Origin of the sequence: Desulfosarcina variabilis str. Montpellier (assembly GCF_048565275.1) — a bacterium.
Lineage (GTDB): Bacteria > Desulfobacterota > Desulfobacteria > Desulfobacterales > Desulfosarcinaceae > Desulfosarcina > Desulfosarcina variabilis.
This window is the reverse complement of sequence record NZ_CP159846.1, coordinates 9,343,481-9,369,409: the sequence shown is the minus strand read 5'-3', so window position 1 is coordinate 9,369,409 and position 25,929 is coordinate 9,343,481. Positions and strand designations below refer to the sequence as shown.

21 protein-coding genes are annotated in these 25,929 nt (G+C 52.5%); 14 read left to right on the top strand and 7 right to left on the bottom strand.

Going from position 1 to position 25,929, the window contains the following annotated elements; all coding sequences use genetic code 11:
* The first annotated feature begins 9 nt into the window (after positions 1 to 9).
* The 6 genes from Dvar_RS42030 to Dvar_RS42005 all read left to right on the top strand — a co-directional run bounded on the left by Dvar_RS42030 (position 10) and on the right by Dvar_RS42005 (position 8,955).
* Positions 10 to 312, top strand: a complete 303-nt coding sequence (locus Dvar_RS42030; protein WP_419659440.1) for a hypothetical protein — start codon at positions 10 to 12, stop codon at positions 310 to 312.
* Between the two features lie 6 nt (positions 313 to 318).
* The gene (locus Dvar_RS42025) at positions 319 to 1,902 is read left to right on the top strand and encodes a hypothetical protein (RefSeq protein ID WP_419659439.1); all 1,584 of its coding nucleotides are present in this window, start codon (positions 319 to 321) and stop codon (positions 1,900 to 1,902) included.
* Between the two features lie 234 nt (positions 1,903 to 2,136).
* Positions 2,137 to 2,940 (top strand): hypothetical protein, encoded by an 804-nt coding sequence (locus tag Dvar_RS42020; RefSeq protein ID WP_419659438.1) that lies wholly within the window; start codon positions 2,137 to 2,139, stop codon positions 2,938 to 2,940.
* The gene (locus tag Dvar_RS42015) at positions 2,924 to 7,327 is read left to right on the top strand and encodes a hypothetical protein (RefSeq protein ID WP_419659437.1); all 4,404 of its coding nucleotides are present in this window, start codon (positions 2,924 to 2,926) and stop codon (positions 7,325 to 7,327) included. The genes Dvar_RS42020 and Dvar_RS42015 overlap by 17 nt, the downstream gene beginning before the upstream one ends.
* Positions 7,308 to 8,414, top strand: coding sequence for a Wadjet anti-phage system protein JetD domain-containing protein (locus tag Dvar_RS42010; protein ID WP_419659436.1), 1,107 nt, complete (start codon positions 7,308 to 7,310; stop codon positions 8,412 to 8,414). The genes Dvar_RS42015 and Dvar_RS42010 overlap by 20 nt, the downstream gene beginning before the upstream one ends.
* 82 nt (positions 8,415 to 8,496) lie before the next feature.
* Complete coding sequence (locus tag Dvar_RS42005; RefSeq protein WP_419659435.1) at positions 8,497 to 8,955, top strand: metal-dependent hydrolase; 459 nt, start codon at positions 8,497 to 8,499, stop codon at positions 8,953 to 8,955.
* A 9-nt stretch (positions 8,956 to 8,964) separates the two neighbouring features.
* On the opposite strand, the gene lexA is transcribed toward Dvar_RS42005, so the two are convergent.
* Positions 8,965 to 9,582, bottom strand: coding sequence for a transcriptional repressor LexA (gene lexA / locus Dvar_RS42000; RefSeq protein ID WP_419659434.1), 618 nt, complete (start codon positions 9,580 to 9,582; stop codon positions 8,965 to 8,967).
* A 1,156-nt stretch (positions 9,583 to 10,738) separates the two neighbouring features.
* Here lexA and Dvar_RS41995 point away from each other — a divergent pair.
* The 3 genes from Dvar_RS41995 to Dvar_RS41985 all read left to right on the top strand — a co-directional run bounded on the left by Dvar_RS41995 (position 10,739) and on the right by Dvar_RS41985 (position 14,557).
* Positions 10,739 to 12,292: a GNAT family N-acetyltransferase gene (locus Dvar_RS41995; protein ID WP_419659433.1), complete on the top strand. Its 1,554-nt coding sequence runs from the start codon at positions 10,739 to 10,741 to the stop codon at positions 12,290 to 12,292.
* A gap of 366 nt (positions 12,293 to 12,658) precedes the next feature.
* Positions 12,659 to 13,600, top strand: coding sequence for a Tim44 domain-containing protein (locus Dvar_RS41990; protein WP_419659432.1), 942 nt, complete (start codon positions 12,659 to 12,661; stop codon positions 13,598 to 13,600).
* A gap of 303 nt (positions 13,601 to 13,903) precedes the next feature.
* Complete coding sequence (locus Dvar_RS41985; RefSeq protein ID WP_419659431.1) at positions 13,904 to 14,557, top strand: hypothetical protein; 654 nt, start codon at positions 13,904 to 13,906, stop codon at positions 14,555 to 14,557.
* A gap of 324 nt (positions 14,558 to 14,881) precedes the next feature.
* Here Dvar_RS41985 and Dvar_RS41980 read toward each other — a convergent pair whose 3' ends face one another.
* Positions 14,882 to 15,403, bottom strand: coding sequence for a hypothetical protein (locus Dvar_RS41980; RefSeq protein ID WP_419659430.1), 522 nt, complete (start codon positions 15,401 to 15,403; stop codon positions 14,882 to 14,884).
* Positions 15,404 to 16,298: 895 nt separating this feature from the next.
* Between Dvar_RS41980 and Dvar_RS41975 the strand changes: the two genes are divergently transcribed.
* The 3 genes from Dvar_RS41975 to Dvar_RS41965 all read left to right on the top strand — a co-directional run bounded on the left by Dvar_RS41975 (position 16,299) and on the right by Dvar_RS41965 (position 20,347).
* Positions 16,299 to 17,708, top strand: a complete 1,410-nt coding sequence (locus Dvar_RS41975) for a carboxypeptidase regulatory-like domain-containing protein (protein ID WP_419659429.1) — start codon at positions 16,299 to 16,301, stop codon at positions 17,706 to 17,708.
* Positions 17,709 to 18,023: 315 nt separating this feature from the next.
* On the top strand, positions 18,024 to 19,364 hold the full coding sequence (locus tag Dvar_RS41970; RefSeq protein WP_419659428.1) for a CaiB/BaiF CoA transferase family protein: 1,341 nt from the start codon (positions 18,024 to 18,026) through the stop codon (positions 19,362 to 19,364).
* 398 nt (positions 19,365 to 19,762) lie between these two features.
* Positions 19,763 to 20,347 carry a TetR/AcrR family transcriptional regulator gene (locus Dvar_RS41965; protein WP_419659427.1) on the top strand — a complete coding sequence of 195 codons (585 nt, stop codon included), beginning with the start codon at positions 19,763 to 19,765 and terminating at the stop codon, positions 20,345 to 20,347.
* A gap of 20 nt (positions 20,348 to 20,367) precedes the next feature.
* Here Dvar_RS41965 and Dvar_RS41960 read toward each other — a convergent pair whose 3' ends face one another.
* The 5 genes from Dvar_RS41960 to ablB all read right to left on the bottom strand — a co-directional run bounded on the left by Dvar_RS41960 (position 20,368) and on the right by ablB (position 24,543).
* A complete protein-coding gene (locus Dvar_RS41960) occupies positions 20,368 to 21,066 on the bottom strand; it encodes an ABC transporter permease (protein ID WP_419659426.1) in 699 nt (232 codons plus the stop codon).
* A gap of 4 nt (positions 21,067 to 21,070) precedes the next feature.
* Complete coding sequence (locus Dvar_RS41955; protein WP_419659425.1) at positions 21,071 to 21,769, bottom strand: ABC transporter permease; 699 nt, start codon at positions 21,767 to 21,769, stop codon at positions 21,071 to 21,073.
* Positions 21,770 to 21,792: 23 nt separating this feature from the next.
* Positions 21,793 to 22,578, bottom strand: coding sequence for an ABC transporter substrate-binding protein (locus Dvar_RS41950; RefSeq protein ID WP_419659424.1), 786 nt, complete (start codon positions 22,576 to 22,578; stop codon positions 21,793 to 21,795).
* A complete protein-coding gene (locus Dvar_RS41945; RefSeq protein WP_419659423.1) occupies positions 22,575 to 23,420 on the bottom strand; it encodes an ABC transporter ATP-binding protein in 846 nt (281 codons plus the stop codon). The genes Dvar_RS41950 and Dvar_RS41945 overlap by 4 nt, the downstream gene beginning before the upstream one ends.
* Positions 23,421 to 23,691: 271 nt before the next feature.
* Complete coding sequence (gene ablB, locus Dvar_RS41940; RefSeq protein WP_419659422.1) at positions 23,692 to 24,543, bottom strand: putative beta-lysine N-acetyltransferase; 852 nt, start codon at positions 24,541 to 24,543, stop codon at positions 23,692 to 23,694.
* A gap of 276 nt (positions 24,544 to 24,819) precedes the next feature.
* On the opposite strand from ablB, the gene Dvar_RS41935 reads away from it, so the two are divergent.
* Both Dvar_RS41935 and Dvar_RS41930 read left to right on the top strand, forming a co-directional pair.
* Positions 24,820 to 25,458, top strand: a complete 639-nt coding sequence (locus Dvar_RS41935; RefSeq protein WP_419659421.1) for a LysE family translocator — start codon at positions 24,820 to 24,822, stop codon at positions 25,456 to 25,458.
* 12 nt (positions 25,459 to 25,470) lie between these two features.
* A complete protein-coding gene (locus Dvar_RS41930; protein ID WP_419659420.1) occupies positions 25,471 to 25,887 on the top strand; it encodes a hypothetical protein in 417 nt (138 codons plus the stop codon).
* The last annotated feature ends 42 nt before the right edge of the window (positions 25,888 to 25,929 follow it).

Genomic DNA, 25,929 nt, shown 5'->3' with positions numbered 1-25,929 from the left:
GAGCGGGCGATGCCCGCGAAAAATAGAAATAAATCCAAATGGATGATCGATTACGATTACGAGCACGAGCACGAGTACGAAACAACGCCAATGCCCGTCGTGCTCGTGCTTCAGCTATGCGGTGCTCGTAATCGTAATCGAAAAGTTCAACATGGCATCATTACAATTGCTGCTTGCTTGTTGACCGACCTGCAGCTTCCATGTATCGTGCATACCATAGCAACAATCATATCCGCCGCAATACCGGAAACCGTCCCCAGTGGAAGATTTTTAGTTCAGCTTCAGCTTGGGGGTGGGAAAGCAGGAATTTAACCGTTCATGCCCATTCAGCTCAGTCTCATTGATTTTGTAAAAAACCGTCTGGCTGATGATACCGACACCGACACCTCACCGCACCCGGAACCAGCGGAGGGTCAGGCGCCAAAAACCATCGGCTTTGCTTCGGATGTCAGCCGGGCCGTGCATTCGGCCCTGATCATGCGGCCCATCTATGAGATAGAGGCCCGCCGTTTCGGTCAGGGGGACGCGGACGACAGCGCCGGCGTATGGCAAGGCGTGGACCTGATGTGGACCGCCTTTGCAGTTCTGGATGTCATTTCGGAGCTGACCGAATACCAGATCGGCGTCACCCGCAGCGAAGTGGTGCAAAAAGTCCTGCCCCTCGTTCGCCAGCAGGTGGTCGCCTGTGATGTGAGTGCCACGGACGAGGCCTTGGAAGCGGTCGTCAACAAGGTTTTCGATCATCTGGTCAACCGGGCCAACCGCTACCTGCCTTTTTCTTATACCTATTTTGACGGGGCCTCGGGGCGCTACCAGAGCCGGCGCTTCTGGCTGGTCAAAACGGTGTACACCGGCGAGGGCAAAGCGGCGCTTTTTTCTCTGACCGACGAAGGCTATGTGGCCTATTTCGGCCTGCATGAGACCAGCGCCCTGGACGCCACGGCCATCGGCAACCTGAGAATCAAACTGCTCATCGAGCGGGGCAACCTGGACGATGCTATTACCGTGGCCGAAGGCAACCGTAAGCAGTGCGCCCGCAAGGCCCTGGAGGTGCACAACATCCGGCGGCTGATCCGGCGTAACATCAAGGCCGTGGCCTTTGATCGGGTCCAGGCGCTGGCCGAGGAAGGCGTCAACCAGGCCATGGACATCCAGAAAGAGGGTAGCCGCCTGCACAACCTGGTTATTGAAAACCTCTCCGGCGCCCGCAGCGCGGGGCACAGCGTCAAACTGCACCGGCTGGCCGAAAAGCTCGAAATCCTCAACCATCACCTGATGAAGCTGGCCGGCGAGCTGCAAGATCTGCCGGAAGACTATCAGCGGTTCAGTCACAAACTGTTCCGGCGGCGGGCCTCGGGTGCCTTTCCCAGCATGGACGAGGTCATGGGACGGATTTTTCGGCTTGATGAAGACCATGCCGCCCAGATCGGCGAAGAATTTATCGCCCGCATCGATCCGCCGGCAAAAAAGGCGCTGTTCGATCCGGCGGCTGTGATCGAGGCCTGCGACCGCGCCCTGGAACGACAGAACGTGGCCGGCGACCACAATCAGGCCGTGCTGGAAGTGGATGGCGAGCCGGTCATCCGTTTTGCGTCGGAATTAAGCGACCGGTTGATGCACCAGGCCTTTGAAATGATGCACACGACAGTTGGCCGCGAAAAAACGGTGCCACTGGGCAGCCTGCTCGAAGCAGCCGTCCAATCACCGGGCGACGATCTTCTGCCGGTGGCAGCGGCCATGGCCGTGTTCCAGTGCCTGGTGGATCAGCGCCTGGCAGCCAAACATCGCTTGCGCGTTTTGCTGCCTGATCCCGATGCCCGCATGACCATGGACCTGGGGGCCGGGCGGCGCTACCGCGGCCACGACCTGGTTTTGGAATATCGAGTAAAGACAAAAGAATAATGCGGTTATCCTCAAATCTAACGTTTGGGATGGGCGCATCCTCAATGGTTATTGGTAAGAGTGTTAAGTTTTAAGTGTTAAGGGGTGGACCGGGTCTGATTTTATATATAAATCGATGGGACACATTTGCTTAACACTTTAAACTTAACACTTAACACTAACCCTTTGATTAAATGATCCAACTATACCGCGAAAAGAATTCCAAGTAGATAAAGAAAGATTGATCGACCGTTTATGGAAACCGAAACCGAGACCTTTTACGCGGCCAATCGGCTGATTTACCTGAGCCTGATTTACAGCAGCGGCAGCCGGCGGGCCATGGTGCCCTACAGTGCCGAGATGACGGAACTGATCCAGCGCTTCCAGGCCAAGGACACGTTTCGCCGTTTGGTGGAAGCCGGGCTGAAGGCCATGCAGCTGCGTCTGCTGGCTCTGGAAGACGGTGGCCTGCGTTTGTCGGCGCGCCGCTCGGAGAGCTTTTTCGCCGCCACCCTGACCGATTACGGTCGCCTGCTGGCCCGCAGCGATCTCAGGGCGGCCGAGATTCTGCCGGTGCACTGCGCCATTGCCACGGCCTTTTTCCCCACCGAATCGGATCTGGACGCACCGGTGGAGGACCTGGGCGCCATTGTCATGGCCGACGTGATCGACATTCTGCGCCGTTTCGCCCAGGCCGAAGCGAACCTGCCCGAGGATGAGAGCCGGCTCCATCCCCAGGTCAAATCCGTGGCCGAGCGCCTGCGTCTGCTGCCCGAGGACAATCCGGACCGGCAGCGCGCCGGCAGTGGTAATAGCTGGGTGGGGCTGATCGGCCGCGTGCTGGATCACATGGTGGACACCGGCTACCTCCTGGCCTTTGAGGAAACCGCGGGAGATCCGGAGTACCGGCCCACACCGGCCTATCAGACGGCCTTGCGCGAAGGCATCGTTTACTCCTTTCATGCCTTCCGGGACATTGTCAAGGAGGCCCAGGTCCAGGAAGAAACAACGGCAACGGACGGCGCCATGGAAGAGGTTCAGGATGTACCGACTCAGTAGAATTTTTGTCAGCGATATCACGGCCGGCGGCAATCTGTTGCGCAACGGGTTCGTCCCGGTGTTCCGGGAAAACGGGCAGGCTGACCACGGCGTGCTGTTTGCCGCCAACGGCACCTGTAAAACGACCCTGCTGTCGTTTATCCTGAGCGTCTTCTGCCCGGGGCGTCAGCGTTTCGTTCAGCACCTGCAGTCCGGCGGAGACAAAACCCTGGAGCAGTACCTGATCCCCGGCCGGCCGGCCCTGGTGCTGCTGGATCTGGCCACAGTCATGCAGCCCACCCTGTTCGAGGCGGAGCCCGTGGACCATCTGGTCCTGGGCCAGCTTCTCTATCGCCACCGCAGCATGCCCGACAAAACCGATCGTACTTTTTTCATTGCCCAGTCGGCCGATTTTTTCGACACGCTGCGTGGCGTCTGGGATGAACTGCTTGGCCAGGACCAGCCTTACCGGGCGGTGCGCGATTATATGCTGCCCCTGATTCAGCAGACCACCAGTCAGAAGGAGTGGGCCGACAAGCTGGAACAGCTCGGCCTGGATCCCTGGCTGATCGATCGTCAGGTGGATTTCGCCCGTACCGAAGGCGGGATCAAGGACGCCTTCAAATTCCGCTCCGAATCCGAATTCCTGAGCTTTTTTCTGGGCTGTGTAACCGATCTGGCGGCCGCCGTGACACTGCGCGAGCGCATCGATCAGGATTTGCGCAAGATGCAGGACCGGCCGCGCAAGCTGGGACAGCTGGGTGCCGTGCGCAGCCTCAAGGAGCGAATCATTGATTTCGACGCCATTGCCGCGGCGTGGCGCAAGGCCGGCCGGGCCATCGAGACCTGGCAACGCAAACTCGGAGAGGCCACCCATCTGTTGCAGACCGCCGACCAGACGGCCGAGGACGCCGCCCGCACGCTCGCCCCGGCCCTGGACCAGGCCCGGACCCGTCACCAGGCGGCCATAGCCGGTCAGGAGACCGTCCAGAGCAATATCCTGGCTGTGGACCATGTGAAAATGGGCCGGGAGATAACAGGCCAGGAGGAAAAGCTACGCCTTGCCCGGGAGACGATCGGCCAGGTAAAGGCAGAGGGGCGGGCCATCAAGGCGGCCGATTTCATGGCTGACATCCGCGCGACCCAGGCCATGGCCGCCACGAAAAGAGAGGCCCTGAGCCAAAAAGGAGAAGAAATCGCACCCATGCAGCGCAAGGTCGACGGCCTGGCTGCCCAGTACCATGTGCGCCTTGACGAGGATCGCCGCCAGGTGGAGGCGGCCATCGAGAATTTGAAAAAAGAGCAGGGCGATGTCGAGGCACGGCAAGAAGAGGTCATGCAGCACCGCAAGGAAATCCTTGCCCGTCAGGATGTCCTGGACAGGGAACTCAGTAGGCTGAGCGCCCGGATTCAGGAAGCCGAAGCCCGGCGGTCGGCCCTGTCCATGGAGCCGGGAGAAGACCCTGAAGCTGCACAGCAGCGGCTCACGGCGGAAACCAGCGCCATTGACGGTCGCATCACGCGGGTACGGGGGGAAATGGCCGCGCTTGACGAAGCCGTGCGCGTGGAGAACAACCGCTGGAGAGAACTTCAGGAACAGCGCTCGCAAACCGCGGCCGCGCTGGCCCGGGCACGGGAACAGGTGGCGGCCGAGGCTGATGCATGTGCCCGGCTCAAGGCCGATCCCCATCTGGTTCGCGTGGCGGGTACCCAACAGATCGAGGTCACATCGGCCGAACTCGTGTCACGCCTGGACGACGCCCTGGCCCGTACGCGAACCCGGCTGACCGAGAAGACGCGCAGCAGCCTCAAGCTGGAGCAACGCCTGGAAGAACTGGCGCGGACCGACACCCTGGCCGCCGACGACCAGACCCAGCGGCTGATTGCCCACTATCACGAAAAGGGCGTTGCCGCCGGAGATCTCAAATCCTACCCCGAGTATCTGGCCAACCTGTATGAAAAGCCGGAGCAGATCGCCGTATTCATCGAGGGCGATCCAGCTCGGTTCACCGGTATCATGGCCGCCACGGACACCGTTGTCGAGACGGTTGGTGCGCTGCCCGTGCCATCGTGGCTGTGCCGGCCCGTGGTTATATCCACACCCTGCGCGCCCGATGACGTTACACCTGTTTCTCAAACGGTGATTCGCCCTTCTTCTTCCGAGGTCTATTCCAAAAGCCACATGGCCGCGATCAAGGCCCGGCATCAGGCCGATATGGAAGCCTTGAACCAGTCGATCGAGGAAACCGAGACGCTGCTGCGGGAGATGGAAAAGTCCAGCCGCCTGCTTCACGCCTACCGGGAGACATTTCCCGACCGGGCCGCCGTGGCGACCTTGAGCGAACGGGTCGGCATGCTGGAGACGACCGGCACGCGGCTGGCCAGGGATATTGAGGATGTCGAATCCAAAACGGAAAGCCTGAGACTGCGCAAGAGCGATCTGGAAGCGCAGTACCGGCGCCTGGGAGACGAGGCCGCCCGGCTCATCCAGCGTCTGGATCAGGTGGACCTGTGGCTCGAAACGTTTGCGGCACTCGGTGACTGGCAGGAAGACGCCGAGCAGAAACAGATTGAGCGGGCCGGACTTGAGAAAACCATCCGCAGCGATACCGACACCCTGGCCGACCTCAAGGAAGAAGGCTACCGGATCAAAGGAGACGTCCAGGAGCAAAAGATCAGGCTCAAGGGACTCGACGAGCGGGCCGGGGACGTACTGCGACCGCAGACGGTGGCGTTGACCCGGGACGAGCAGGACGCGGCCCTGTCCATGGATCTGAACACCCTGCGGCGGCTGCATGAAGGGGCCAAAGAGGACCTGCGCCAGATGACCCATGCGCTGGGGATTGACCTTTTACGCAAGGAGCTGGAGACGCTCGAGGAAAAAATTGCCCAGCGCGAGTCTCGTTTCGACGCTTTTCGGCGTGAGAATCCGTTTGATGAAAACGTGGCCGGCGACTGGACCGGCCGCAGCCAGGTCCAGCGCGAGGAACGCCAGCAGGTGCTTTCCAGGCAGAAAGGCGATCTCACCGCTTCCAGTATCCGCCTGGATACCGAGATCGGCCACCAGAAAAAAGAGATGGCCAAAATTGAAGCGGCGCTCTCCGATCGCAAGGCCCGGGGCATGCACCCGGACCTGACGGAAGGAATGCTTGGCGAGCAGGATCTGGACGGGCTTTTGCACCGTTTAAGGAATGAACAGCGCAAACTCTCGGCCACGCGCGAAAAGCTGGCCAGGCGCTGCGATGATCTTGAGAGAAAGCAATCGATCCTGGAGAAGTGGCACCAGGAAATCCGGCTTGGTCTTGCGCAAAACCAGATCTTTGAGCCGGTGTGGGACGAGGCCTCTCCCCGCCACCCATGGCCGGACCTTTTGGCCGATACCGGTGAAGAGACCCGCATGGCGGCCATCGAGACCATGCGCCAGGATCTACAGCAGATGGCCGCCAAGGAAAAAGAAGACCGCAAGGCCGTGGAATCGGCTCAGCGCAAAATGAGAAGTGCCTTTGACCGGTTCCAGGTGGATCTGCAAAGCGATGCTTATCGCTCGGACCTGCCCGCCGTGGTTGACGAGCTAAGAAGCCATGATGCTGAATCCCTGGGCGCCCAGGCCCAGGACCTGATTCAGCGTTGCGAGGATATCGCCCGCAATTTCGAGACCGATCTGGAGATTACCCAGCGCTTCATGGACAGCCTGGTGGAGATGCTGCTCCAGCACGGCCGCGAATACCATCAAAAACTTCAAGCTGCAGCCCAGGAAGTCCTCCCGGACGAGGTGTTCGTCTACGGCGGCAAACCGATTTTAAGGGCTGGCACGCGCCTTGATTTTGCCAAACACCAGGACGCATTCCGCCAGTCGATCGAGAACTGGCTCTACGAGCTGATGCAGCAGGGCCGCCTGCCCGAGGTCAATCCCCGGATGGGCAACTGCCTGGGTGCCGAGCTGCTCTATCAGCTTTTGGGCGCGGCATCAGGCCGGCAGGTCTTCGGCATCCGTCTGCTCAAGTGCGATGATACCGGGAGTAATTATGAACCCGTGGGCAAGGACCTCGGTTCCGGCGGTGAGGCGCTGACCATCGCTGTGTTGCTCTATGCGCTTTTAATCTCCATGCGCAAAAAACGGCGCGGTCCGTCCGATGACCGGATTCCCGCCTTTCTGGTATTGGACAACCCCCTGGGGGTGTGCAATCGCTCTGATTTTCTGGATGCCCAGCTCAAGGTTGCCCGGGGCATGGGGTTGCAGTGCGTGTATCTGACCGGCATCAACGACCGGGAGTCCCTGGACCTTTTTGAATTGCGCGTGGCGATCCGCAAGGGAGAGAAAAAGGTCGAGATCGACGGCTGCCTTTACGACTGCCTGGAGGTCACGGAACTCAATGTGGAGAGACAGCATGGACCGCGTGCTGCGTGAGACGGTCATTAACACCCTAACGTCCTGCAAAGGCAAGCGGGTGGAGATGGTGTCGATCCTTGCCACCGTCCGCCTTAAAGCCGCCGCATCGATCAGTGATTTCGAAATCCAGCAGCGGCTGCTGGCCGTCCTGAAAACACTCGAGGAGGAAAACCGGCTGCGCCTGCCCAAAGCCAGGCACTGCTGGGACCTTCAAACCGGTCTGCCGCGTTATGTCACGGCACAAAGGCACTACGCCGATGCGGTCCGCCGGCAACGCAGGCAAGACATTGATGCACTGCGCCACCAGACCGCTTGGGAGCCTACCCAGATGGCGGCCTTTGCCCAAACATTGAAGACCATGGCCGAACTGGAGCGGGCTGTAAAGGTCAATCATTATCTGCTTCGACGTGAACCCGAAGCCACCATGATTCCCCATCGGGAGCGGGCGCTGAGAATTTTCGATGATGAGAAAGCCCTGGACGGATACACCCGCAAGGGGTTGTTCGGCGGACGCATCACCCTGGCTGATCTGGACTGCTTCTACTGTCCGGAACCGCTGCCGTTCAGGGCCCTTTCCATGGACAAACGCGAAATAGCCGGAAAACCGCTGTTGGTGGTGGAGAATGCCAACACCTACTGGAGCTGCTGCCAGGCCAATGCCTCCGTAAAACATTTTGCCGCGGTCGTTTACGGTCAGGGATTCAAGGTCACGGCCGGTGCCGCCGAGCGGGCCAGTGACGGATTGGTGGATATCGAGGCCCAGTTGGGCTCCAGCGGCATCGTTTATTTTGGCGATCTGGATCCTGCGGGCATCGCTATTCCGGCAGCCATCAATACTTCCCGGCGGGTCAATGACATGAAACCGCTGGTTGCCGAGTACGCCTTGTACCGCGCCTTGCTGGAAAAAGACCTCAGCGTATCCCATGGCAAGGCCGTAAAACAAACCCATGATCCAGAGCTGGCAAGACAGTGGCTCGGCGGGGAACTGGCCGGCATTTATCTTCAGGGTGCCCCTGATGTTCGCTGGCCCCAGGAGGGGCTTACTGCTGCGGATATTGTTGTGACACTCAATGAAAGCATGAAAAGCCATATCCAACAACAGTAAGCACCTATAAATTCATGAAAGAGATTTAAAGTCGGTCAAATAGTACTATTTCTTATAATATCAATTGGATAAGGATGGTCATATGCCAGGATACAAAGGGCACATCACCGGCAGCCTGGTTGCCGGCGGCATCGCCGCAGTCGCAGCATTCATGCTTGGCTATCATTTTCTGGTGACCCCGTCACAGATCGCCGGACTGGTGGGTTTTTGCCTGCTCGGCGGCCTCTTTCCGGATTCGGATACGGATTCCAAGGGGCAAAATCTTTTCTATGGCCTGCTGATCATTGGCGATGGGGCCCTGATTTATTTTCGCCAATACAGTTGGGCGGCATGGGTGGGGCTTTTTGCCATGCTGCCGGCCCTGGGGCATCACCGAAGCTGGACCCACACCTGGTGGGCAATGCTCGTTGTGGGCATACCGATCGTGGTGATCCCCGTGCTGGTCCTCGGCCGATCCACATTTATGGTTTATCTGCCATTTTATGTGGCCTTCACCGTGGGCTATTTCTCTCACCTTCTGCTTGATCGCAAGTTTCTCTGATTTAAAGGATCAGGTTTTACGCACGATCCCGACATATTTCCCCAGAATAGAGACATGTTTGCGCTGCGGCCCCTTGAACACCAGTGGAGAAAAGGCTGGGTTGGCCGACTCGAGGGACACGGCGCTGCGCGTGCGTCTCACGATTTTAAGTGTGGCCTCGGGCAACTGGTTCTGCACGATGACGGCGGCGATCTCTCCGTTTTCAACCCGTTGTTGGGGACGAATGATCACCAGATCACCATCTAAAATGTGAGCATTGATCATGGAGTCTCCCTTGACCCGCAAACTAAAGCATTGTTTGCAGCCGAAAAGATCGGGCGAAACAGGTATTTCCCCTTCCAGGTTCTCAATGGCCTCCACCGGTTGGCCTGCGGCAATCGTCCCGACCAGCGGGATGCCTGATCCGCTAATGTCTTTACTGATCCGCCACGAGCGCTTCTTGCCCGGATCGGCAAGGATATAGCCTTTGTCTTTTAAGATGTTCAGAACGCGGTGAATGCCGGCAGGGCCGCTCAGGCCCAGGTGAGCACAGATTTCTCGCACCGTGGGCGCCATGCGGTTTTCCCTCTGGAACGAGATGATGTATTCAAGCACGCTTTTCTGTCTGGGGGTCAGGTCTGAAGTCATAGAGTCGCTCCGCAATGATGATGAGTAGGTCAAAAGTCGCACACTGACTGAATATGCCGAATACGATAGGCTATCTATAGCTTTTGTTTCGCGGGTACCAAATTACACCGCATCAGCGGAATTCCATCCTTCAGCAAAAACGGCTTAGTGATGCTACCCTGAAAATAAGCGATTAGCCGATAGCTGTGAGCAATTAGCATTGTAATCAAAAAAAATGCTGAAGTTTTGCACTTCACCCGACTATTGAGTATGAATTTACTGAGGAATACTCACAGTATGCGGGCTAAAAACTGATTGCTCAACTCTATGCTCTATATCATATCTGTGACTTTTTGCGACACTTTCAGTTCTCATTTTTTAAAATGTGGTGGTGCTTTTTGTTGATACCTGTCCACAGATCAAAATACCCAAACCCGTTGCTACGCTTGGGCCTTGCTCAGCAATCACGCCCATTTTTTATTTCGCTCCGGCTCTGTTGGACTTTCAGGTTTGATGCAACGACTGTTGACCGGATATGTAGTCAGCTTTAACCGCCGGCATCACCGTCATGGCCAATTGTTTCAAAACCGTTACAAATCAACAAAGACACAATATTCCAAAAAGGTCGTCAGAAAAAGCGGTCGGATGCCCGAGGGCTATTTTGCTACTGGTGTTACAGTGACCTGGGCATTACGCAGACAACGCCTGCAAAGGAACTGGTAATGACGGTATCCGGTATCGGGTATGCGATCAGACGGGGTGAGGCGATTGCTCCGAACAAGGGATTGGACCTGATTGTATTGCTTAGATGAAGGGGGAATTATCGTTAAAATCGATCTTTCTGTGGAACAGATAGCCCTCCTGGCATGAATTTTTATTCAATAGATTTGGGGTTGTAATTGAAGATAGTCCACTGTTTTCAGTGGGAAGGTCTACAGACTGTGCATCTCTGTTCATGGTTTTTCTCCTACTTTTTCCAACTCAGTGTCGGTACATTGCGATATCCGTGTTCGAATAACATGCACGTGGTTATCGGGCAACTATAAAATCATATAATAAAGGGACTGATTTATCTGTCAGCTGGCTGACGAAAAATAAAAAAATCAGCCGCGTCTTGAAAATTGCGGTTGTTGAAAACATGATGCCCTGGCATCATATTGGTAACCAGGAGGTGATTATGAATGAAACAGAACAATCGGAACATAAATTAATATTGAGAGGATTGCGGCGTTCGGATTATCCGGACATCAAAACAATAATGGATCGCGTGTATAAAGGGATGGGGGGCGCATGGACGCAAAACGAATATGAGACATTAATTCAAAAGTTTGCTGAAGGACAGATATGCATAGAAGATAATGGTCATGTGGTGGCGGCCGCGCTTGCTATCCTGGTCAATGCAGAAGAATTCGAAAATCAACGGCATACTTATGACGATGTTGTTAGCGGGGGGGAGATGAGCGGTCATGATCCAGAGGGAAATGCACTATATGGCGTTGATGTCTTTGTCGACCCAAATTATCGTGGCTTACGCCTGGGCAGGCGGTTATATGACGCCCGTAAACAATTATGCGAAACCCTGAATTTGAAAAGTATCATTTTCGGAGGCCGGATCCCTGGTTATGGAAAATATTCAAAAAATATGAAACCTGCCGTCTATATTCAAAAAGTTAAAGACAACGAAATTTACGATCCGGTTTTATCATTCCAACTGTCAAATGATTTTCATATCAAAAAAATATTAAGAAATTATATTCCGGAAGACACGCATTCAGATTCTTATGGTGTGTTGATGGAATGGAATAATATCTATTATGAGAAACGTCAGAAATTATTCGGAGGCAGAAAATCCTATCCACGAATCGGTGTAGTGCAGTGGCAGATGCGGGTATTTAATACACTTGATGACTTTCTGCACCAGGTCGAGTTTTTTGTGGATGCCGTTGCCGGATATAATTCCGATCTTGTTTTATTTCCTGAACTTTTGAACGCTCCCTTGCTGAAAAATTTCAATCAGGAAAATCCAGCCGAAGCCATGCGGTCTTTAGCGGAATATACAAGTGAAATACGCACCGCTTTCGTCAACATGGCGATTACTTATAACATCAATATTGTTACTGGCAGCATGCCGGAACTGAAAGACGATACATTGTACAATGTGGCATTTTTATGCCGACGAGACGGGACGTGGGATGCACAATACAAACTGCACATTACGCCGGACGAATCGCAATACTGGGGGCTTAAAGGCGGAAATCAGCTTGAGATTTTTAATACGGATATCGGAAAGATCGGCATTCTCATCTGTTATGACGTCGAGTTTCCCGAATTGTCAAGGAACCTTGTAGACAAGGGAATGACGCTTTTGCTTGTTCCATTTCTGACCGACACTAAAAATGCTTATCTTAGAGTCAGGCGATGCGCCCAGGCACGGGCTATTGAAAATGAATGCTACGTGGCAATTTCCGGTAGTGTCGGAAACCTACCCAAAGTGGAAAATATGGATATCCAGTATTCTCAATCGGCTGTATTCACTCCCTCGGATTTTGCATTTCCCCATGACGCCATTGCCGCAGAGGCTACTCCCAACACGGAAATGACCCTGATGGTGGATTTGGATCTTGACCTGCTTAAAGAATTGCGTCAGCAGGGCAGCGTCCGCAACCTGGAGAGCCGCCGGAAGGAGTTGTACGAGGTTGTATGGAAAACGGATGACGTGCAAGAGAGATAAAATACGGTAACGGTATTATTCCTGGTGGTTTCAATTTATCAACAACATCTACAAAATCCCCGCTTGGGGTTGGCCTAAAGATGTATCGTTTTTTTCCCGATCCCTATGGGTGCAGCTCGCGTCCTGCCTATGCATAAAATCCCACCTATTTTCGGTTCATCGCATTGTTTTTGCAGTGGCCGGCTGGTTTTTTACATTTTTGTCTTTTTGTTTGTTTCATCTCCGATCCTTATTCTTTTTCGAAGATTCGGAATAGAACAAGCATGGGTGCCTCCCCGATATAAAAAGGTTGAACCTTTACCCTATCCCGTGCCACAATCAGCGGCTGATTTTTTTTACCAACCCTATTTTTGCCGAGGATTATTCATGATGCTGTCTAAAAAAAAGAGAATTGTTCCCTTTCTCATTCTGGCCTTTGTCTTTACCCTCGTCGGATTCAACGGGACCTTTTCCGATCCAGCCCATGCCCGATCCCGTTCGGGTGGGCGTTCCTTCAGCCGGCCGACACGTCCGCCGGCCCCGCCCGCGAGCCCGACACAACGGTCCACCTCGACAACTCGTTCGACCCGAAATCCCTCATTTTGGAAGGGTATTGCCGGCGGACTGATAGGCGGCGCCATTGGCGGTATGCTCTTTGGCGCCCTGTTCGGCGGGCGAGGCCTGTTCGGCACCGGTGTCGGCTTGCTGCCCCTCCTTCTCATTATGGGAATCGGCTATTTTCTTGTCAGAAAAATGCTTAAATCCTCGTCCCCCTCATCGGCTGGAGGCGAACCTGCGGCATACCGACCGATAAGCGGATTCGATGACCAGGAAACGGTTGGTCCTCCACCCCCGCCTTTGGGAGACGCCGGGGAAAGTGTGGAGGAGGGATTGGCGTCCGTGAAAAGGGCCGATGACCGATTTGATCCAGAGATGTTCAAGGAGATCGCTATGGACGTCTTCTTTCGGGTTCAGGCCGGCTGGATCAGACGCGACCTTTCATCCATTCGAGGTCTTATCGGGGATCAGTTGGCCTTGGAATATCAAGGTCATTTTGACGAGATGGTCCAAAAAGGCCGGATCAACAAACTGGAGAACATCTCCGTGCGAAACTCAAAAATCGTGGCCGCCGGGATGATGGGGTCGGAGCTTTTCGTTACTGTCCTTTTTACCGCCAATCTTCTGGACTACACCGTCGACGACAAAAATGGGGAACTCATCGAAGGGTCAATGACTGATCCGGTGAAGTTCGCCGAGAAGTGGACCTGGGCCAAGAAGGTGGGCGAGACCAACTGGTTGCTCGAAGGAATCGAGGTGGTTTCCGGCTGAACCCATGTCGGGACATATTTGTTGCTTTTATTTCACCGGAAGTTCCCCATAAACCCGCTGCCTCCTTGCATAGCGGGTACAACATAGTGTGGTGACTTTTCATTGACAACCTATTGTGGTTTCGGCATATATTTGTCCCGAAAAAGCACGTTTTTTTTGTATCTGTTTTGCAACATTGGGGGTATATTAACGCAGAACAAAACGGGCTTGCATGTTGTCTGGCAGTCAAGTTAATATGCCTCTATTCTGGACTTGCTTCATTTTGTTTTGATTTTTTCACTTTTTGATACGGAGGTGAAACACATGCGTAGCGTTACGATACTATCCTTGTTTGTTGTGCTTTGTCTTTCAGTGTGCATCGGCTGCGAGACCACCAAAAGCTTCAAAGGTAAATTGACTTCCAAAGTTAGCTCTATGACGTCTAATGTGGACGAAGATCTGTTCGCCCAAGTTCCAGAAGAGGCGCGCGGAGACGTGGAGAAGGCTGCTTTTGCCCTCAAGGTTTCCGAAGAGAAGATGAATCTGGCCGAACTAAAGATGGAGTTGGCCGACTTTATTAAAAAGCATGCCGGATACGAGGAGGATTTGGCTGACAAGTTACACAAGGAGGCACAGCTTGCCCTGGATCTTGCCAAGTTGGAGGCAATAGACCGATCAGATCTGGGAGAAAAGGAAGATAACATCCAGAAAAAAGCAGACTTGAGATCAAAGAAGCTTGGGGTTGAAGCTGAAAGGGTGAAAATTGAAGCAAAGGTGGCCACATCCGAACGGCAGATTAATAAGTTGACCGCACAGATTGAAGAGCGGAAAACGACAATAGAGGCACTTGGATCGGGAGGGGCCGTTGAAGCGAGAGAAGATTGGGGCACGGAAGAAGGGGTAAGCACGGTAGAAGAATTGGAAAAGGAAGGAACAGAGACTATTCCAATGGAAGAGGAAGGTCTGCCCAAAGAATAGACCTTCTGTCTAATTTTCATGCATATTTTGCAAAATTGTCCTCACAAATTTGAAATACAGATTGCCGGAGAAAGGATCTACGTCCCTGCAAGAGCCGAGTTCAACATCGAACACGAAAGAGAAGGCGCCGATGAAGAAATTGAGTTCCAGATTAAATGGAAAAACGAAGAATGATGCGTTTTCATCGAAAAACAGGGTAACCGCATTTGGCATCCAATATGGAAAACCGTTGTTGCAGGCATGCCCAGCTCGTACAGAAAATTGCCGATCCCCTCGTTCCCACAAAGAGCGTGGGAACGAGGAGTAAGTGGGCGAAGCCAATTCCTAAAATTGTAACCGCAGGATTGCCCCTAAGGTTACCGTATCCGTATCAACATCTTCTTTTATTTTCTCTGTATTCCATTTTTCAAAGCGATAATTGGCATTGATATCCAGGAAAAGGTTAGGAAATATTTCAAGATCGATCCCCGCTCGCAAGGCGTAAAAGGGATCATCGGCGAATTCATCGTCGATATAATTGATACCCGCGCCAACTCCGGCATAGATTGTATTGCCTATGAGAAAATAAGCTTGGGGGGTCCAAACGGTTGTATCAGAGCCAGCATAGCCTTCCTTCGTAAGTCCGGCATCTATTTCAAATTTAAATAAATTACTCAGAATGCGCTGGTAGGAAAAAATCCAGCTATAGCCGTTTTCGTCTACATCATCAATTTCAATATCTTCCAGAGCCGTCCAGTAATGCAAGCCAACGCCAATTCGATTGGCTGACTCAGCCGAGGCAGTTTCGCAAATCATCAAGCCCGCAATAACCAACAAACAAAAAAGTATGCCTTTTGTATTCATCATTGTTTTATCCTTTTGGCTTTGTCATTGTTTTTAGCGTTCACCCTTCAAAGGCTGATCAATCCTACGGTTGAAGATGATATTTTTCTCTTTTTTGGACGACCATAATACACAGATTGCACACTAAAACAAGCAATAATTTTGATATGCTCATCGCATTACAGCAGTAATAGAATCAAGCCTGTCTTCGCCTGGATTTGAGTTTTTCACAAGCATTATTTACTTTAGCAAGTGCTCATATTCGCACACTATACTCTTATCGTTTTGATATTACTTATGGAAAATATAGTGAAATCCGCTTAATGATGCGTTCGCCGCCTTAGAATCATTTTCGAAAGATAAAATAGCAATATCGGCAGCGGCAAATGCCGGTAAAATGCCGGCTGAATGCTTTTCCAATGATGAAGGCGTGTTTAGGGCTCGCGCAAAAATAACTTCACATTTTCAGCGCCCAGCCATCCCGCTCAGCGGTGTTGCGAAAACACGGAATATGCCTGATATTCTTTTGGTTCTTCGTTCAGTGGATTCAGTTTATTTAAATTGACACCACATTTAATTGCGTCTATGTATAGATCGTTAGCTCAAATCATGATCTGGAAAGCGCGTTATCTAAACATTTGTTCATTCTATTTGACCTATTTATGAACGGTCGATTCTTATTTCTATTTTTTTAGATAGTGCCCATCCACGAATGGCCAATTTGCCCGATGTCGGCGTTGCGCGAAAAATTTTATCCTCGGAATATCAACCATATGCCTGTGGTAAAATTTTTCGGGCGCCTTGATCTCGACCAAATTTTCCTGTTCGTGGATAGACACTATATATATTCAATTGATATCAGAATATTGGTCCGGCTAAACCCTGGGGGCACAAGAACCAATAGAGACAAGGGGGATGAATGGAAATTCATGAAGTCATCCAAAGGCAACGGTTTCGAATATGTCTATTATTGCTGATCTTTTTTCTGCTGATACTGCTTCCATTGGGATGCGGTGATGAAACCACATCTGTTTCTGATTCAAAGCGTTCATCGGCTACCTTGATGATTCGCTGGAACAATACGTCTAAGCTCTCGGATTCATCGAGCTTGCGGGCTGATCAGGATTGCCCGGAAGGCGATGTTGAAAATGTGGTTTGCCAGGTGTACGATGCCAACGGCGACTGGCTGATAAGCGATGGCCCCTGGAGTTATTCGGACCACAGCGGCAGGGTTGATAACATCCCGGTTGGTCAGGACCGGTCATTTGTGGTGCTGGCAGAGGATGTTGACGGAAACATCATCTGTCAGGGAGAGACCTCCGGGATCACTATCAATCCCGATGAAATCCAAGATGTCGAAATTGATGCCTCGCCCTTTCTTCCCACGCTTTCAGCCCCTGACGACGGCGACCAGCAAGTTAATCCCAACGGATGTTCCCTTGAATGGAATCCTGTTCAAAATGCCGACGGATATATCGTACAGGTGGCGGAAGACATCGATTTTCAAACCATAATTATCGATGCATCAACCGCTGAAACAACCTATACACCTTCAGCTCTTCAGTCGTTGACAGAATATTTCTGGAAGATCAGCGCGAAAGATCTATACGGCAACATCGGTGCTGATTCAGAAGTCAGACGCTTTATCACCACTTTCAGTGACGATGATGCGACCACATCATTAAGTGGCACTGTTGTTGACGCATCAACTGCTGAACCAATATCAGGCGCTGCCATATCAGTCGGTGAAGGGACATACACCACCACTACCAACACAGCAGGGCAATATCGCTTTGAAAATATTATCGTTGGATCTTATGCGGTTAGCGCATCAATGAGCGGTTATACGTCGTCTACGGAGTCCGTTACCCTCGAAGAAGGGAATCCCTCAACCCTAAATTTTGTTTTGTCTGAAACTATCGTTAATTCTGACGAGTATAGGATTGTTCTGACGTGGGTCAGTACACCAAGAGATTTAGATTCACACATATGGACTCCGGATGGAAGTCATGTTTGTTATTATTCCATGGGATCGGAGATTTATCCACCCTATACGCAATTGGATGTTGATGACATGACAAGTGGCGGTCCAGAAACAATTACTATCTATCAAGCTCAAGATGGCACTTACACATATGCGGTACATAATTTTTCTTACGAACTCACCATATCAGATTCAGGAGCCACGGTTGAAGTTTATGGGGAATCCGGTTTGATTCAGAAATGGGATGTCCCTGATGGGGATGGGCGATGGTGGAATGTTTTTACCTTGGATGGTAACACCGGACAAATTGATACAATCAATTCCATTTCAGATACCGCGCCATAAAATTTCGGTGTCGGGATGATGAAAATGAAAACGGGTCGCCCATTAAAAGGGGACCCACTTTAAACACCCGCCTTATCCGGGTCCAGCTCCCAAAAAGCCTCTGCACAGAGGCTTTTTTCTTCCTCTAAGAATAAAAAATTCCAATTAAATACAAGCCTTTGGTAGCAATTTTGTGCAAACAGACTTTTCCCTTGACTTGTGTAGCGGTGTCGGTTTATACCGAATAAAATTCGTCGAATAAAGTTCACCGAAAAATATTCGTTTAAAATTGTTCCGTGGTAACACGGTAGCGTTTGTTCGGAAAAGGAGGACTTAATGGAAAGATGGAAAGCAATCGAGCGTGTACCCGCGCCGGCGATCATTCCTTCGTATGGCCCCCTGACAGGCATGCGGGTGCTCTTGACCGGCAGCATTGTAGCGGCACCGTTTGCCGCGAGCATGCTGGCCGACTACGGAGCGGAGGTGATTCACGTCGAGCGCCCCGGTGTGGGTGATCCTTATCGCGGCCAGTCTCCGGTTATCACCACGGGTAATGGTAACGGAGAATTTGTCCTGGCCGAGGCCGACACGCCGGAAGCGGACAAGATCAGCGCGGCCTGGATCCAGGAGGCGCGCAACAAGCTGAGTCTGACCTTGGAACTGAACATGCGCATTCCGGAAATCAAGGAAATTTTCCTTTCCCTGATCAAGAACTGCGATGTGTGGATGGAGAACATGGTCTGGGTGGAAAAACTCGGTATCACGGACGAGATGCTTTTCGAGGTCAATCCCAAACTGGTCATCGCCCATCTCAGTGGGTTCGGACGCCCCCAGTTTGGCGGGGTGCCAGAAGAGTGCGACCGGCCATCCTATGATCCCGTGGGCCAGGCTGAAGGCGGGTGGATGTATATCAATGGCTTCCCGGAACCCTCACCACCGGGATACGGAGCCTCATTCATCAATGACTATATCAGTGCCGTATTTTGTGCCAATGGCGTGATGATGGGCTATATCAACGCTCAGAAAACGGGGCAGGGCCAAGTGGTTGACGTGGCGCAGATTGAGTGCATGAGCAAATGCCTCAACGATACCTTTGTCAATTACTTCACCCTGGGGCGGGTCAAGGAACGGGCCGGCAATCGTGTGCCGGTATTTCAACCCGCCAATCTGTATAAGACCAAGGACGGCTATGTTTACATCGGTGCCTTCGGACCATTTGTGTATAAAAGGGCCCTGCGGACCATGGATATCGATGTGGAAAAATATCCGCATGATAAAGCCGGGGCGTCCAGAGAGGCATTGGATTCCAAGTTGGGACGCGAACTGGACAGCGACATTGCAAAGTGGATGCGCTCGCGCACGTCCGAGGAATGCCTGGCCACTCTCAGGACCAAAAAAGTGCCTTGCGGCATTCCCCGAACCGCAAGGGATCTGGCCCACAGTGAGCACTACCAGCGCCGGGGAAACTTTGTCCAATACGAGGATCAGACATTGGGGAAAACGGTGACGGCATTTGGTTTCGTTCCCAAGATGAGCCACACCCCGCCTCTCGTCTGGCGTGGGTCGCCTCGCCTGGGCCAGGATACGGATATGATTCTCAGAAAAATTGCCGGCTACAGCAAAGCGGAAATCGAGATGTTCAAGGGCAGGGGATTTGTCGACCCCATGCTCAACTAAACGCCCTTATTGATGGTGGGTTCAATCTTCAAAACCGCTAATGGCGACAAAAAACGGTTACACGCCCCCCCAGCCCGAATGCAAGCTCTTGTTGTAACCGTTTTCGCCGCTTTGCGGGTTCCCTTTTTTCTACTGCCCATCCATATAATCCCGCCAATGATCAGGCCTTTTCCCATATTATAGTGCAGGCCATGGCTGCGAGCATCATTTTAAAGCGAGTCCCAAATATGACGGCGCTGATCGTTTAGCGACAGAAAATTGCGCTTTAACCGGAAATCTGTTAATAAAAATAAATTGTTAGTTTCCCGGGAAGCAAAGGCATCCATTATCTTTTATTGACTTTTCAAGCCAGGCATTGAGCCCGGCGCCTTTGTATGCTTTTGAGAAAATGAATTGTCATGGCCAAACTGACCAAAAGAAAACTTCAAGCGATTAAAACCAAAGGAATTATTTATGACACGTTTCTTGAAATGGTGCAGGAAAGTGAATTCGAGAAGCTGACCGTCGAAAAAATTTGCAAGCAGGCAAACGTTTCCGTGGGCACTTTCTACCATCATTACAAGAATAAGTACGACATTATGGCGGAAATATTCCACCGGGCGGATGATTTCTTTCAGGAAAAAATGGCCAACAATCAAATTCAAGGCAAGACGGCAACGGAAAAAATCGTCAGCTTTTTCAATCTTTTTGCTCAGATTTATATCCGCCACGGGTTGGGATTCAGCAAGGCCCTGTTCAATACCCAAAACCGGTTATTTGTCAGTGAAAAGCGCGTGATGGTCACTATCCTTCAGGATATCATTGCCAACGGAATCGAGAAAAAAGAGATCAAAACAAACTATAGTGCCGAAGAGATCAATCGTATTCTTTTCACCACGGCCCGGGGGATCGTTTTCGACTGGTGTTTACGGGACGGCGGCTTTCCACTTGAAAAGGCAATGCACCAGTACATTTTCCTTGTCGTTCAGGCCATCACCCCCTGACGTGCAACGCAGGGGTAAAGTCAGGCGGGAAGCTGAATGTGGGCTAAGATGCGGCGTTCGATGCGGCGGAAGACGAACAGCACGCCGTAGACCATCACCAGATAGATCAGTGCGGCGGCGATGAACATCTCGTAAAATGCGAAGCTACGGGCCGCGATGACCCGTGTTACGCCGGTCAGGTCCATGACGGTGATGATTGAGACCAAAGATGTGGCCTGCAACAGAAAAACCACTTCGTTGGTGTAGGCCGGCCATGCCAGGCGGAAGGCCTTGGGCAGAATGATGCGGCGAAACATTACCTGGGTGTTCATCCCGCAGGCCTTGGCCGCCTCGATCTCGCCATAAGGAACGGCTTCTATGGCCCCGCGCAGGATTTCAGCGGTGTAGGCGGCCGTGTTCAGGGTCAGCGTCAGGATGGCGCAGAAATAGGCCTGCTTGAAAAACTGCCACAGGCCGATGGCTTCGAGAAAATCAACGAACTGTCCACTGCCGTAATAAATGAGGAAAATCTGCACCAGCAGCGGCGTCCCCCTGAAGTAAAAACAGAAGACGTAGCTGGGAATCGACAGCAAACGATTGCGGGCCACGCGCATCAGGGCCACCGGGACAGCCAGGCACAGGCCGATGGTTACCGATAGGGCCGTGATCTGAACGGTCACCCAGGTGCCGCTCATCAGTTTCGGCAGGCTTTCGATGACGATGTCGGGGACCAGGGGCATCAGATCAAGCCTTTCTCACGCCTTTGTTGGCCCAGTTCTCGAGCTGCTTTTGCCCGACCAGGGAAACAATGGTGATGGCCAGGTAAATGAGTGAGGCCAGAAAGTAACAGGTGAACGGTAACCGGGTGGCCCGCGCGGCAATGTCCGAATTGCGCATCAGCTCGGGCAGCTGAATGACCGATATCAGGGCCGTGGCTTTGATGAGGACCATCCAGACATTTCCCAGACCCGGTAGGGCGAACCGCCACATCTGAGGCAGCAGAATGCGTCGGAAGCACAGCACGCGTCCCATGCCGACCGAGCGGGCGGCTTCCACCTGGCCCTTGTCCACCGCCAGAAAAGCGCCCCGGAAGACCTCGGTTGAGAACGCACCGTAAATGAATCCGATGGTGCACATGCCGGCCACAAGGGGGTTGAGGTCAACGTACAGGTCTATCTCCATGAGCGCGGCAATATCCTGAATCAGGGTGGGCGCGCCGTAATATACCAGCAGGATCAGAACGAGTTCAGGCACGCCGCGGACGATGGTGGTGTAAGCCCCGGCAGCGATGTTGGCCGGGCGTGAACGTGCCAGTTTTCCCCAGGCCCCCACCAGACCGAGCAGTATGGCGATGACCATTGAACTGAGGCCCACCAGCACCGTCAGCTTGGCGCCTTTGATTAGCAGTGATCCGTATCCCTGTAAGTTGAGAATTTCCAGCATGGGACGTTCCGTTTCAGGCTGCGCTATTCTCCGTAAAGATCGAAGTCGAAGTATTTGGCGTTGATTTTCTGGTAAACGCCACTCTTACGGAGGTCTTTGATGGCCTTGTTGAGCTTTTCTTTCAGGTCACCATCCCCTTTACGCACGGCGATGCCGATCCCCTCGCCAAACCATTTGGCGTCGGTAAAGGAAGGGCCGATGAAGGCATAGCCCTTGCCTGCGTCGGTATCCAGGAATCCGCCCTGCAACACGGTCGCATCGGCAATGACCAGATCAACCCGGCCGGCGGTCAGGTCCATGTTGGCTTCGTCCTGGGTGGCGTAGGATTTGATCTGGATGCTGTCACCGAAATTGTCACGAACGAAGTTCTCGTGAATGGTCGCCCGCTGGACGCCCACAACTTTGCCCTTCAGCCCTTTTTTGCTGACATCGATGCCGGCGCCTTTTTTAGCGACGAAACGGGCTGGCGAGACATAGTATTTGTTGGTGAAGTCGACTTTTTGCTTTCGCTCTTCGGTAATGGACATGGAGGCCACAATGGCGTCGTACTTCTTGGCCAGCAGTCCGGGAATCAGTCCGTCCCAGTCCTGAATCATCAGTTTGCATTCAACACCCATCTGCTTGCACAGTGCGTTGGTGATGTCCACATCAAATCCCTGCAGTTGGCCGTTGCTGTCCAGCATATTGAAAGGGGGGTAGGCGCCTTCTGTGGCAAACCGTATGGTCTTCCATTCCCCTGCGGAAACGGGTGAACCAAGCATCATTGTGATGACGACGGCGGCCAGTAACGTGGTCAGTAGTCTTCTCATCTCTCCTCCTTCTGCTCGTCTTGGGTGTTATGTGAACCATTCGTTTGATCCTGCCACAGAAAGCGGGACAGAAACTGTCGACAACGAACCGATTCGGGTGCGTTGAAAACTTTTTCCGGGGAGCCCTGCTCGCCCACACGTCCTTCGTCCAGGAATATGACCTGGGTGGAGACGTCACGGCAGAAGTCCATTTCATGGGTGGCAACGAGCATGGTGCGCCCTTCTTCGGCCAGCTGCCGCATGACGGCCAGCACATCGCCCACCAGCTCAGGGTCCAGGGCGGAGGTCGGCTCGTCCAGCAGCATGACAGTCGGCTCCATGGCCAGGGCCCGTGCGATGGCGGCCCGCTGCTGCTGCCCGCCGGAAAGGTGCGCGGGGTAGCTTTTGGCCTTGTCGGCGATGCCGACCTTTTCAAGCAACGCCATGGCCGTTTCTTTGGCCTCTTTTTTATTCTGGCCGAGAACATGGACCGGCGCCTCGATGACGTTTTCCATGATGGTCATATGGGTCCATAGGTTGAACTGCTGAAACACCATGCCCAGCTTCGAGCGGATGCGGTCCACCTGACGGCTGGATTGGGGAATGGTTTCACCCTTTCGGTTGGTGGTCATTTCGATGCGTTCGCCGTTGACCCAGACGTGACCGGAGTTGGGAATCTCTAATAGGTTGATACAACGCAGCAGGGTGCTTTTGCCGGACCCGGAAGAACCGATCAGGGAGATGACGTCCCCTTGATGGGCTGTGAGTGATATGCCTTTGAGAACCTCTAACGTGCCGAATCGTTTGTGCAGGTTTTCGACTTTTAGCGCCGGCGGATGGCTTACGGTTGTTTCGTTGTGCATGTCTCACCACTTTTGCCGTAATGGATTAGTTCGCCAATCGGCTTTGTCTGCTTGGAGCCCATTGGCCGTCGCTATCTGACTGTATCTTTGTAAAATTCAAAATGCAATCTTAAATTGTCCTGTCTTCGATCCGCCGAAACCGATATTCCCCTGAACCGAAAAAGATGGGGGTACCCGCCAGCCTGCCGAATGGTCCGGACGCAATATTCCTGAAAACCAAAGTGGATGCATGGAATTTGTGAATGTGATCGGTACGGCAGTGGATGCTTTTTCAGCCATTCGAGGGGCACGGTGCGAGAGGCTTGTACCAGATGTTCATGCTCTGCACACGACCGGAGATATTGGTATTGTTGACCAGGGTTCCGCCGAAGGTGTAACCTGCCCGGGCGAACATGATGTTGATGCCGTAAGAGACAGCGCGGGCAATGGTAAAGGCCGTTTTCACGCCGTTTTGCCGGGCGTCGGCTTCCATGGCAGCCAGCAGGTGAGCGGCAAGACTGGCGCGCCGATGTTTGGGGGCCGTTGCAAAATCGGTCATCTCCACCCCGCTTTCGATTCGCTCGGCAGATGCCAGTGCGATCAGCGTTGCATTTTGAAGGATGCCGAAATAGCGGAAATTCTCATCCATGCTGTGACGAATGTAGTCCGCATCGAAAATCGGGAACGGATAGCTATCGAACACCCGACTGTACAGGGCCGCCATCTGCTCTGCGCGATCCGCGGTCATGAATGTCAGGTCCCAGTCGCTCGGCAGTGGATGGCGGATACCGGCGCCGGCCCTTTTCAGGGCCGCTTCCAACACTTTTTGGATGCGCTCGGCATCGCAGGACCGGCGCCTGTTTTTGCATATGAAGCGCGACACGAAAAGCGCCTTGTCGCCGTCGGCGTAAAAATCCGGGATCTGGGCCTCGATTTCGAATCCTGCATCCTCGAATACAGCAGCGTTTTTGCCTGGAATTTTGGCAAAGAGTTTGGTGTAGCCTTCGGCCTGAGCCAATTCAGCCATTGCGGTAATGACCGCCTCGGCCTCTCCGGCGGCCAGCTGCATGAGGTAGACCCGGTCGGACAGGGGGCCATATTGAATCCGCGACCGGCCGATGGTTTTGATTCTGTCTTGGGGCATGGGACAACCCTTGGGAATAGGTTAAGGATCATTCACTGTCGAGATGCGCGTTTTGCGCGAACCCAATTAGTTAGTGTTCATCCAGAAATGGTGACATTTCTGGATGGGCACTAGTTAACGTTTGTCCAGAAATAGGCAACTTTGGCCGTAAGATCAAGGCGTGAAAAAAATTTTGTCGTAAAGCGTCCCTTTTATCAGGGGAGATTAATTTTTTATGGACAACACCCTTTGTGTTGTGTTTTAGGATGATAATATTTTTTTATTAAGGAGTTAAAAATGTTTGAATATTCTATTGCCCATTGGGCTACATTTTTTACCGCCGCCGCTTTATTAAACCTGTCTCCGGGGCCGGATATGGCTTTCATCCTTGGCCAAACCGCTAAAAGAGGCGTGCAGTCAGGATTCTCAGCAATGTTTGGGATATGGACCGGTGCATTTATTCATGTCCTTTTTGCGGCGCTGGGGTTGTCTGCTATTTTGGCTACTTCTGCTGTCGCATTTTCAACAGTGAAATGGATCGGCGCGGCCTATCTCATCTGGCTGGGCATACAGGCCCTACGGTCCAAAGGTTCCAGTATATCAATTAATGGTCAGGCCTCTCCAAAGGGAATGATGAAAATTTTCAAACAAGGTGTACTGGTCGCCGTATTAAATCCGAAAGTTGCCGTTTTTTTTCTTGCATTCCTGCCGCAATTCGTGGAAGCGGGAAGGGGGCCTGCCAACGCCCAATTGTTCATTCATGGCTTCCTTATTATCGTCGTTGCTGCTTTTGTTGAGCCTCCGTTGATTCTGGTTGGTGGTCGGTTAACCACCTATCTCAGCAAAAACACGAAAGTATCGCGCTGGATGGATCGCGGCCTTGGCGCATTGTTTGTTGGGTTGGGTATCAATTTAGCCACAAGCGACCGTTTATAAAGGGACCGTTAAATGACAACGATAAAATTTGATGATATCGAAAATGCATTTATGTTTGTAAGCATGGACCAGGAGTTTATGTCTAATGCCTGTCTTTGTACAGAAACCGGGCAGCTATTTTATGCTTCTGAGCTTGCTGGTATAGATGAATTTCCAGATGATATTGATGACCCCAAGTATATTTCAATCCCACATAAAAATGATCTTGATCTTGGCAGAAATCTCGTAATCGAATTCGTTTCAGAATTTTTACCAGAAGAGCTTGATCGGGTCTATTCACATTTCCGGCATCCAGGGGCATATTCGCGATATAAAGATCTTTTGTTTGAGAAAGGTCTGCTTGATCAATGGTACAAGTTTGAAGATGAGCGGCAAAAGGCGGCACTCAAAGCGTGGTGCGCTGAAAATGGAATTGCAATTGAGGAGTAATCAACGCCTGCTTATTTGGCAGATGGCATCCAGTTATTTGAA

Bases quoted from the DNA above. Each gene is read 5' to 3' on its own strand.
- Dvar_RS42015 (WP_419659437.1), top strand. From the start codon at position 2,924: ATGTACCGACTCAGTAGAATTTTTGTCAGCGATATCACGGCCGGCGGC.
- Dvar_RS41970 (WP_419659428.1), top strand. From the start codon at position 18,024: ATGGAAAGATGGAAAGCAATCGAGCGTGTACCCGCGCCGGCGATCATT.
- Dvar_RS42005 (WP_419659435.1), top strand. From the start codon at position 8,497: ATGCCAGGATACAAAGGGCACATCACCGGCAGCCTGGTTGCCGGCGGC.
- Dvar_RS41950 (WP_419659424.1), bottom strand. From the start codon at position 22,578: ATGAGAAGACTACTGACCACGTTACTGGCCGCCGTCGTCATCACAATG.
- Dvar_RS41930 (WP_419659420.1), top strand. From the start codon at position 25,471: ATGACAACGATAAAATTTGATGATATCGAAAATGCATTTATGTTTGTA.
- Dvar_RS41945 (WP_419659423.1), bottom strand. From the start codon at position 23,420: ATGCACAACGAAACAACCGTAAGCCATCCGCCGGCGCTAAAAGTCGAA.
- Dvar_RS41990 (WP_419659432.1), top strand. From the start codon at position 12,659: ATGATGCTGTCTAAAAAAAAGAGAATTGTTCCCTTTCTCATTCTGGCC.
- Dvar_RS41985 (WP_419659431.1), top strand. From the start codon at position 13,904: ATGCGTAGCGTTACGATACTATCCTTGTTTGTTGTGCTTTGTCTTTCA.
- Dvar_RS42030 (WP_419659440.1), top strand. From the start codon at position 10: ATGCCCGCGAAAAATAGAAATAAATCCAAATGGATGATCGATTACGAT.
- Dvar_RS42025 (WP_419659439.1), top strand. From the start codon at position 319: ATGCCCATTCAGCTCAGTCTCATTGATTTTGTAAAAAACCGTCTGGCT.
- Dvar_RS42010 (WP_419659436.1), top strand. From the start codon at position 7,308: ATGGACCGCGTGCTGCGTGAGACGGTCATTAACACCCTAACGTCCTGC.
- Dvar_RS41975 (WP_419659429.1), top strand. From the start codon at position 16,299: ATGGAAATTCATGAAGTCATCCAAAGGCAACGGTTTCGAATATGTCTA.
- Dvar_RS41965 (WP_419659427.1), top strand. From the start codon at position 19,763: ATGGCCAAACTGACCAAAAGAAAACTTCAAGCGATTAAAACCAAAGGA.
- ablB (WP_419659422.1), bottom strand. From the start codon at position 24,543: ATGCCCCAAGACAGAATCAAAACCATCGGCCGGTCGCGGATTCAATAT.
- lexA (WP_419659434.1), bottom strand. From the start codon at position 9,582: ATGACTTCAGACCTGACCCCCAGACAGAAAAGCGTGCTTGAATACATC.
- Dvar_RS41960 (WP_419659426.1), bottom strand. From the start codon at position 21,066: ATGCCCCTGGTCCCCGACATCGTCATCGAAAGCCTGCCGAAACTGATG.
- Dvar_RS41955 (WP_419659425.1), bottom strand. From the start codon at position 21,769: ATGCTGGAAATTCTCAACTTACAGGGATACGGATCACTGCTAATCAAA.
- Dvar_RS41935 (WP_419659421.1), top strand. From the start codon at position 24,820: ATGTTTGAATATTCTATTGCCCATTGGGCTACATTTTTTACCGCCGCC.
- Dvar_RS41980 (WP_419659430.1), bottom strand. From the start codon at position 15,403: ATGATGAATACAAAAGGCATACTTTTTTGTTTGTTGGTTATTGCGGGC.
- Dvar_RS42020 (WP_419659438.1), top strand. From the start codon at position 2,137: ATGGAAACCGAAACCGAGACCTTTTACGCGGCCAATCGGCTGATTTAC.
- Dvar_RS41995 (WP_419659433.1), top strand. From the start codon at position 10,739: ATGAATGAAACAGAACAATCGGAACATAAATTAATATTGAGAGGATTG.